The sequence below is a fragment of the Curtobacterium sp. B8 genome (assembly GCF_000333315.1).
Taxonomy (GTDB): Bacteria; Actinomycetota; Actinomycetes; order Actinomycetales; family Microbacteriaceae; genus Curtobacterium; species Curtobacterium luteum.
Map to the genome: position 1 here is coordinate 1 of NZ_BACW01000311.1, position 7,816 is coordinate 7,816.

The window sequence follows — 7,816 nt, forward strand, 5'->3', positions numbered from 1 at the left end:
GCCGCCGAGGACGAGACCGGGCGTTTTTTCCACGGCACGCGCGCGGCGCTCCGACCGGGGGACCTGCTCGTCGCCGGGCGCCCGTCGAACTACCGGCCCGAGGTCGTGATGAACCACGTCTATTTCACCGCGCTGCGGGACGGCGGCGGTCTGGCGGCGGAGCTGGCGGTGCTGCTGGCGGGCGCGGGGGAGCCGCACGTCTACGAGGTCGAGCCGACCGGGCCCTTCGAGGACGACCCGAACGTCACCGACAAGAAGTTCCCCGGCAACCCCACGCGGTCGTACCGCACGTCGGCGCCGCTGCGGATCGTGCGCGAGGTCGACGACTGGACACGCCTGACGCCCGAGGCGGTCACGCTGTGGCGGGAGCGCTTGACCACCATGCGCGACGGCCGGGCAGAGATCATCAACTGACGACGTCGTCGCCGCTGACGGCGCCGCGGGTGCGCTGCGGTGTCGGTGGTCGGTCGTACCGTGTCGCCATGCCCGAGGGTGACTCCGTCCACCGGCTGGCCGCACGCCTCCGCCAGGTCGACGGATCGCGGGTGGTCGCCGGCGAACTCCGCGGCGGACCCGACGCCGGCCGAGCGTTCGGGGACCGGGTCGTCACCGGGCACGCCACGCACGGCAAGCACCTGCTCACCCGGTTCGACGACGGCGTGACGCTGCACACCCACATGCGGATGCAAGGGTCCTGGACGGTCACCGCGGCTGGTCGGCGCCTCCCGCGTCACGTCGCGCAGGACGCCCGCGTCCGGCTCGTGCTCGAGGACGGCCGGACGGTGTGGGGGATCGACCTGCCCGTGGTCGAGCTCGTCCCCACGGCCGAGGAACACCGGGTCGTCGGACACCTCGGGCCGGACCTGCTGCACGACGACTTCGACCGCGACGAAGCTCTCCGCCGGTGCTCGCGCGACCCGGACGCACCGATCCGCCGGGTGCTGCTCGACCAGCGTCGGGTCGCGGGGCTCGGCAACCTCTGGGCGAACGAGCTGTGCTTCGTGCGCGGGCTGCACCCGGACCTCCCTGCGGGCCGGATCGCCTTCGGTCCGCTGCTCGACACGGCGCGGCGCATGCTCCGACACTCGGCGACCGCGCCGGACGCGTACCAGGTGACGACCGGGGTGCTGCGACGGGGCGAACGGCACTGGGTGGTCGGCCGTGCGGGGCGCCCGTGCCTGCGCTGCGGCACCCGGGTGCGGGCGCGGGACGACGTCGAGGTGGTCGGGTCCCCGGCCCGACGACTGTGGTGGTGTCCCCGGTGCCAGCCGGAGGCGACGGCGGCCTGACCGAGCTGTCCCCGGGCTGGGCTCAGAGCACCCGCTCGAGCAGCCGCAGCGTTCCCGCGATGTCGATCCGCCGGTCGAGCAGCCACTGCACCTGCAGCCCGTCGAACGCCGCGATGATGAGCGACGCCACCTGCTCGAGGTCCGCGTCCGAGTACCGCCCCGACGACGCCAACTCGTCCCGCAGCTGCGTCGCGAGGTCCGCCCGCAGCAGCTCGAACCGCTCAGTGAAGAACGCGCGCGACTCCTCGTTCCCGGCCGCCACCGACACCCCGAGCAGCGTCGTGTAGAGCGTCACGAGGCCCGGCACGCTGACGTTGTGGTCCGCCGAGGCCGCCATGCGGGGGAGCACCCCGTCGACGTCCGCGACCCGGGTGACCGAGTCGGCGTCGCGTTGCCGGAGCACCTCGAGGAGCAGGGCCTCGCGTGACGAGAAGTAGTGCCGGAGTGCGGCGTGCGAGATGCCGATCGCATCGCCGATGGCCCGGAGCGAGGCCCCGTCGATGCCCCGCGTCGCCACGACGTCGAGCGTGCGGTCGAGGATCTCCTGCCGGCGCTGCACCCCCTTGGCGTAGGGCCCCCGGACACCGCTTCCACCGTCGGAACTCACGGACCCAGGCTAGGCGTAGCCACGGGTTCCCGATGACCCGGCGAAACATCCGCACCAAAAACTTCCGTCCGGAGGTTTTGGGTGCTACTGTCGCCGTCACCTACCAGCACTAGGTATTCAGACGGGCGTCAGCCCCCTGTGGCTCGAGGAGGAGTCATGTCGACACCGACGTCGAAGGAAGAACCCAAGTCCGGTCTCGCCGGCACCGCGACGCCGCCCGTCACCGCGGCCGCCGGTGCGACGAGCACCGACCCCGCAGCGGCATCGCGGGCGTTCTCGGTCGAGGGCATCACGCAGGCCGTCAGCGCGGTCCGCGTCGGTCGCGGCTACCTCTGGGCCCTGAGCTTCGCCCAGTTCGGCCTGTTCGTCGCCCTGCTCACCCCGGTCTTCGTGAGCATGTCGATCAAGGCCGAGCAGCTCAACCCGACCAGCCCCGAGACCGTCGTCGGATCGGTGTTGCCGTTCGGTGCCCTCGGTGCCCTGTTCGCCAACCCGTTGCTGGGCGCGATCTCGGACCGCACGCGCACCCGGTGGGGGCGTCGCCGCCCCTACATGGTCGGCGGTGTCGTCGTCTTCGTCGGCGCGCTCGCCTGGATCGCGTTCTCGGACAGCGTGCTGCAGCTCACCCTCGGGTGGTTGCTGGCACAGATCGCCGCCAACACCGTGCTCGCCACCCTCACCGCGAGCTTCGCGGACAACGTGCCGGAGTTCCAGCGCGGCAAGGCCTCCAGCGTCATCGCGCTCGCTCAGAACATCGCGATCCTGGCCGGCCTCTACCTGGCCGTCTACCTCGTCGGCAACCTGCCGCTGCTGTTCATCGCACCCGGCGTCCTGGCGATCATCGCGGTCCTGATCTACGCGTTCGTGGCCCGTGACGACCTGCCGACGACGACGATCAAGCCGTTCAGCTGGATCAACCTGATCAGCTCGTTCTGGACGAACCCGATCAAGCACCGCGACTTCGGACTCGCCTGGTGGGGCCGCTTCCTCATCACCTTCGGCACGTTCATGTTCACGACCTACCGCGTCCTGTACATGCAGGACCGCATCGGTCTCTCGACGAAGGAGGCCGTCCCGGCGGTCGCGTTCGGTGTGCTCCTCTACACGATCGCGCTCCTCGCCAGCGCGGCCGTCTCCGGCTGGGTGTCGGACCGGGTGCAGCGTCGCAAGGTCTTCGTCTGGGGATCGACCGCACTCACCGCGGTCGGACTCGTGATCCTCGCCCACGTCGACACCGTCGGCGGGTTCTACTTCGCCGAGATCGTGCTCGGCTTCGCCTTCGGCATCTACGCCGCCATCGACACCGCGCTCATCGTCGACGTCCTGCCCGACCCGGAGCGCCCCGGCAAGGACCTCGGCGTCATCAACATCGCGAACGCCCTGCCCCAGTCGCTCGCACCGGCCGTCGGCCTGTTCCTCCTCGGCATCGGCGGTGGGCAGAACTACACGCTCATGCTCTGGGGCGCCGGCGTCGCGGTCCTGCTCGGGGCCCTCGTCATCTTCCCCATCAAGTCGGTCAAGTAGCGCAGTCACCAGCAGACAGCCTGGAGGCGCGACCCGCGTCCGCAACGTGAGTCGCGCCTCCCCGCCGGCACGCCACCCCGCGACGACGCGGGCAGAAAGGATCCACCATGGCACCCGCCATCTCCCTGCAGCTCTACACGGTGAACGCCGCGCTCGAGCCCGACCTCGACGGCGGCGTCCGCCGCCTCGCCGAGATCGGCTTCGACACCGTCGAGGCCTTCGCCTTCGTCGGCCGCTCCGCCGAACTCAAGCGGGCCTTCGACGCGCACGGCATCACCGCGAAGACCGGCCACGCCTTCCTCGTGCAGCAGGAGATCCCGCTGCCCGACGGCTCCGTGATGACCGCTCCGTCGCACGCCGACACCTTCGCGGCCGCGAAGGAGCTCGGCCTCGAGATCGTCATCGACCCGTTCGTCGGACCGGATGCGTGGACGACCCGCGAGGGCGTCGAGCGCGTCGCCGCCCGACTGAACGCCGCCGCCGTCGAGGCCGCCGAGCACGGCCTGCGCGTCGGCTACCACAACCACGACCACGAGCTCCGGCCGCAGATCGACGGGAAGCCCGCGCTGCAGGTGCTCGCGTCGCTGCTCGACCCGGCCGTGGTGCTCGAGCTCGACCTGTACTGGGCCTCGGCCGCCGGCATCGACCTCGTGCCGTTCATCCAGGAGCTCTGCGACCGGATCGTCGCCGTGCACGTGAAGGACGGACCGATGCACGAGGACATCTCGACGGCCTCGATCCCGACCGACCAGACACCGGCCGGTCAGGGCGACGTCCGGCTCGCCGAGGCCATCGCCGCGGCACCCGCCCTCGAGTACGCCGTCATCGAGTTCGAGGGCTTCGACGGGGAGATCTTCGACGGGGTCGAGCAGTCCTACCGGTGGCTCGACGCCACGCTGAACAAGCAGGAGGTGTCCGCGTGACCCGCACGGGGAAGGTCGGCGTCGGGTTCATCGGCGCCGGCATGATCAGCGAGCAGTACCTCACGAACCTCACACGGTTCCCCGACGTCGAGGTCGTCCGCATCGGCGACATCGACACCGAGCGTGCGGCGGCGTCGGCCGCGAAGTGGGGCGTCGCAGCGTCCGGCACCGGCGACGAGGTCCTCGCGGACCCGGACGTCGAGATCGTCATCAACCTCACGCTGCCGGCCACGCACGTCGAGGTCTCGACCGCAGCGCTCCGTGCCGGCAAGCACGTGTGGAGCGAGAAGCCGATCGGCGTCGACCGCGGATCGGCCGCCGAGCTCGTCGCCCTCGCGGAGTCGCTGGGGCTGCGGCTCGGCATCGCACCCGACACCGTGCTCGGCACCGGATGGCAGACCGCCAAGCGGGCGATCGAGGCCGGTGCGATCGGCACGCCCCTGACCGCGGTCACGAGCTTCCAGTGGCAGGGGCCGGACGTGTTCCACCCGAACGCGTCGTTCCTCTACGCGAAGGGAGCGGGCCCGCTGTTCGACATGGGCCCGTACTACTTCACCGCGCTCGTGCACCTGCTCGGGCCGATCGCCTCGGTCGTCGCGACCGGCTCGAGGTCGCGCGACACCCGGCAGCTCGTGGTGGGACCGAACGCCGGTCGGGAGTTCCCGGTGGAGGTCCCGACGCACCTCTCCGTGCTGACGTCCTTCGAGCAGGGCGGGTCCGCGCAGTCGCTGCTCTCGTTCGACACCCCGCTGTTCCGCCACGGCGTCTTCGAGGTGAACGGCACCGAGGGCACGATCGTCCTCCCGGACCCGAACACCTTCGGCGGCGGCCACCCGATCCGCATCGCACGGCCCCTGGGCGCGGACGTGTCGTTCCCGTTCGAACAGGAGTGGGAGACGGTCCTCGACGAGGAGCCCACCGCCGGCCGCGGGCTCGGCGTGCTCGACATGGCGCGGGCGATCCGCGGCGGAGGCACCCACATCGCGACCGGCGAGGTCGGGTACCACGTGCTCGACACGATGGTCGCGGTGGAGAAGTCCGTCGAACGGCGGTCGTTCGTCGAGGTCGAGTCGACCGTCGCGCCGATCCCGTCGCTGCAGGACGACTTCGACCCCTTCGCGGCCACGCTGTCAGGGGTGGCGGCCGGGGTCTGACGACCCACGGTCACGGCCTGGAGGCCCTGCGCACGTCCGCCGCGCGCGGACCGTGAGCAGGGCCTCCCGTCCGTCCGCGGTCACGGACGTCAGGCCCAGAGCCGCTCGACCGGCACGGCCCGCCCGAGCACCCGCTCCGCCGCCCGGTGCCCCGAGTACATCGCCGCTGCCACGGTCGCCGGGTCGTCCGTCCACGTCGCCTCGCCCGCCAGGTGCAGCACGCCGTCGATCGGCTCCGCGAGGTCGTCGTGGTCGGCCGTCGTCGACCCGGGCAGCATGTGCGCGTACGAACCCCTGGCCCACGGATCGTCCTGCCACGCCGTCACGAGCACCGACGTCGGATCGTCGACCCGGTCGCCGTACAGGCGTCGCAACTGCCCGAGCACCGAGTCCCGGACCCGCTCGGCCGACCAGCCCCGGATCGCCCGCGCCGCCGGACCGGCCGCGAACGTGAGCAGCGTCGGCTCCCCGTCCATCCGGGTGAGGTCGTACCAGGAGTGCCACCACGCCCCCTCCGGACCGAGCTGCCGCACCGCGTACACGTCGTCGTCCCAGAACCGCTGCGGGAACCGCAGCACGACCTTCTCGAACGCGTTCATCCGCAGGGCCCCGAGTGCCCGCCGGTGCGGGTCCGGCAGCGGCGGCTCGAAGCGGATCACGCCCGCCTGGAGGACACCGACGGGGACGGTCACGACTGCTGCGCCGGCGGAGAAGAGCCCGTGGTCGGTGGCCACGGTCACCGCGTCGGACGAGCGTGTCACGACGGACACGGCGTGGCCCAGCCGGACGTCGAGCCCCTCGGCCAAGCGCGCCGGCAGCTCGTCGTAGCCGTGCGGGAAGACCACCTCGTCGCCCTCGATCGTGTCGTCGTCGAGGCCGTGCGCGGCGAGTTCGTCGGCGGCCACCCCGTACTGCTCCTCACTCCGGTGCTCCAGGTGCTCGAGCACCCGTGCGGACCGGTCGGCGTCCCAGCCCTGCGCCACCACCGCCCGTGCGACGACGTCGCGGTAGGAGTCCGACGGGCCGGACGCCGCGACGACCTCCGCGAGGGTGCGGTCCACCGTGTGCACGTCAGCTGCGAACCGCGCTGCCTCGTCGTCGCTCATCCGGCGGCCGTCGGGAGCGTGGTACGCGATCGGCCGACCGTCGACCTGGTAGCCCCCGACCGTGAACTCCACCGTCGGCAGCCCGAACGCGTCCGCCGCGGCCGCGACCGCGCTCCCGTCGACGCCGTGGATCCACGACGCTCCGAGGTCCGTCACCCGGCCCTCGCTCCGGTCGGTGTGCACACGACCGCCGACGCGTCCGCGTGCTTCGAGCACCACGACCCGGCGTCCGGCGTCCTGCAACAGCCGTGCTGCCGCGAGTCCGGCGACCCCGGCGCCCACCACGACGACGTCCCACGAGGAGGTGTCCACGCTGGTGCTCCTCTCGACGGCGGATCACGATCATCACAGGGTAGTGCGGATCCCGTCGCGAAGCGCTAGTTTCAGTGCTCGGATCCACGGTGCTGCGGATCCGCGACGACGGAAATCGTCGCCTGGCACATCCGAGAGGTGGCTGGTCATGCGTGATGGTGGAGTGGTGACGGCGACCACGGACACGACCGCGGTCGACAAGGGGTTGCGAACCGGGACGCTCGGCCTGTTCGGCAGTGTCGTGATGGGCATCTCGTCCACGGCGCCGGCGTACAGTCTGGCCGCCAGTCTCGGCCTCGTGGTCGCGAGCGGCGGAGCCCTGCTCGCCGGGGTCAAGGCGCCCGCGATCATGCTGTTGGCGTTCATCCCGATGTGGATGATCGCCGTGGCGTACCAGGAGCTCAACACGGAAGACCCGGACTGCGGGACCACGTTCACGTGGGCGACCCGCGCGTTCGGTGCCGTCACCGGGTGGCTCGGCGGGTGGGGGATCATCGCTGCCGACGTCATCGTCATGGCGAACCTCGCGCAGATCGCCGGCTCGTACGGGTACACGTTCGTCGGCACGGTGACGAACGACCCGGCGATCAGCGCGCTCGGGAGCAGCACCCTGTGGTCGACCGTCGCCGGTGTGCTCTGGATCGCCGTGATGACCGTCATCTGCTACGTCGGGGTCGAGGTCTCGGCGCGGTTGCAGTACGTGCTCCTCGGCGTCGAGGTGCTCGTCCTCGTCATGTTCGCCTCGGTCGCCCTCGTCCGCGTCGGCACGGGGCACGGAGTCGACGGGTCGATCGCCCCGTCGCTGTCGTGGCTCTGGCCGAGCGGCATGGACTTCGGCTCGGTGATCGCGCCGGCGATGCTCACCGCGATCTTCATCTACTGGGGCTGGGACACCGCGGTG

At 71.4% G+C, this 7,816-nt stretch carries 8 protein-coding genes; 6 read left to right on the forward strand and 2 right to left on the reverse strand.

The annotated features are described in order from the left end of the window. On the forward strand, positions 1 to 414 hold a 414-nt coding region (gene arr / locus I59_RS07625), incomplete at its 5' end, for an NAD(+)--rifampin ADP-ribosyltransferase (RefSeq protein WP_022903350.1). 68 nt (positions 415 to 482) lie between these two features. Continuing rightward, the gene (locus I59_RS07630; protein ID WP_031273298.1) at positions 483 to 1,289 is read left to right on the forward strand and encodes a DNA-formamidopyrimidine glycosylase family protein; all 807 of its coding nucleotides are present in this window, start codon (positions 483 to 485) and stop codon (positions 1,287 to 1,289) included. Positions 1,290 to 1,311: 22 nt separating this feature from the next. On the opposite strand, the gene I59_RS07635 is transcribed toward I59_RS07630, so the two are convergent. Next, positions 1,312 to 1,896 (reverse strand): TetR/AcrR family transcriptional regulator, encoded by a 585-nt coding sequence (locus tag I59_RS07635; protein ID WP_022903352.1) that lies wholly within the window; start codon positions 1,894 to 1,896, stop codon positions 1,312 to 1,314. A 156-nt stretch (positions 1,897 to 2,052) separates the two neighbouring features. Between I59_RS07635 and I59_RS07640 the strand changes: the two genes are divergently transcribed. The 3 genes from I59_RS07640 to I59_RS07650 all read left to right on the forward strand — a co-directional run bounded on the left by I59_RS07640 (position 2,053) and on the right by I59_RS07650 (position 5,497). Next, positions 2,053 to 3,420, forward strand: coding sequence for an MFS transporter (locus tag I59_RS07640; protein ID WP_022903353.1), 1,368 nt, complete (start codon positions 2,053 to 2,055; stop codon positions 3,418 to 3,420). Between the two features lie 107 nt (positions 3,421 to 3,527). Further along, positions 3,528 to 4,343 carry a sugar phosphate isomerase/epimerase gene (locus I59_RS07645; protein WP_022903354.1) on the forward strand — a complete coding sequence of 272 codons (816 nt, stop codon included), beginning with the start codon at positions 3,528 to 3,530 and terminating at the stop codon, positions 4,341 to 4,343. Continuing rightward, positions 4,340 to 5,497 (forward strand): Gfo/Idh/MocA family protein, encoded by a 1,158-nt coding sequence (locus I59_RS07650; protein ID WP_022903355.1) that lies wholly within the window; start codon positions 4,340 to 4,342, stop codon positions 5,495 to 5,497. Before I59_RS07645 ends, I59_RS07650 begins: the two co-directional genes overlap by 4 nt. An 89-nt stretch (positions 5,498 to 5,586) precedes the next feature. On the opposite strand, the gene I59_RS07655 is transcribed toward I59_RS07650, so the two are convergent. Continuing rightward, positions 5,587 to 6,915: an NAD(P)/FAD-dependent oxidoreductase gene (locus tag I59_RS07655; protein ID WP_022903356.1), complete on the reverse strand. Its 1,329-nt coding sequence runs from the start codon at positions 6,913 to 6,915 to the stop codon at positions 5,587 to 5,589. Positions 6,916 to 7,081: 166 nt separating this feature from the next. Between I59_RS07655 and I59_RS07660 the strand changes: the two genes are divergently transcribed. Next, a partial coding sequence (locus I59_RS07660; protein ID WP_022903357.1) for an amino acid permease occupies positions 7,082 to 7,816 on the forward strand: 735 nt, incomplete at its 3' end.

Coding starts and splice junctions, on each gene's coding strand:
- I59_RS07640 (WP_022903353.1), top strand. CDS start 2,053: ATGTCGACACCGACGTCGAAGGAAGAACCCAAGTCCGGTCTCGCCGGC.
- I59_RS07630 (WP_031273298.1), top strand. CDS start 483: ATGCCCGAGGGTGACTCCGTCCACCGGCTGGCCGCACGCCTCCGCCAG.
- I59_RS07645 (WP_022903354.1), top strand. CDS start 3,528: ATGGCACCCGCCATCTCCCTGCAGCTCTACACGGTGAACGCCGCGCTC.